This window comes from Vibrio sp. 10N.222.55.C6 (assembly GCF_041473395.1).
Classification (GTDB): Bacteria; Pseudomonadota; Gammaproteobacteria; order Enterobacterales; family Vibrionaceae; genus Vibrio; species Vibrio crassostreae_C.
Window position 1 is genome coordinate 1 of record NZ_JBFRSD010000467.1, and the last position, 470, is coordinate 470.

At 43.4% G+C, this 470-nt stretch carries 1 protein-coding gene; it reads right to left on the bottom strand.

What is annotated here, in order from left to right:
- A partial coding sequence (locus AB4486_RS24625) for a nitrate- and nitrite sensing domain-containing protein (RefSeq protein ID WP_372119304.1) occupies window positions 1-467 on the bottom strand: 467 nt, incomplete at its 3' end.
- Between the last annotated feature and the right edge of the window lie 3 nt (window positions 468-470).

A 470-nucleotide genomic window follows, 5' to 3' on the forward strand; every position in this document is an offset into this window, starting at 1 on the left:
ACGCTCAGCAGCTTTGCATTCAGTTGGGTGTAGTAACCCAAAGCCTCAGACAGAGGAATCGATTGAGAATCCACTCGATTTCGAATAGAAGAAAGTTGATTAAGGCTTTGGCTGATCTCTGTATTCAAACGGTTGATCTGTGGCAGTTCGATGTTAGCAGACTGCCAGTAATCGTTTCTTTGGTTGCGTCGGTTGTCAGCACTGGTTCTCTGCGAGGCTAATTCACTGACAAACTTGGTTCCTTGAGAACCAATAAAGCCAGCGGTCATGCCTCGCTCTTTTTGTAACTCATGCACTAACTCACTGTACACAACCGAAAGACGTGTCAGTTGGTTTAATGAAGACATTTCAGTCTTGGTTTCCACGCCCTTGGATATCGCTGAAACACTGAGCCAGAGAAACCCTAAGATCGGTAAAATAAGCAAGGCGATGATTTTTTGCTTAAAAGACATATCGGTTAATTTCATTTT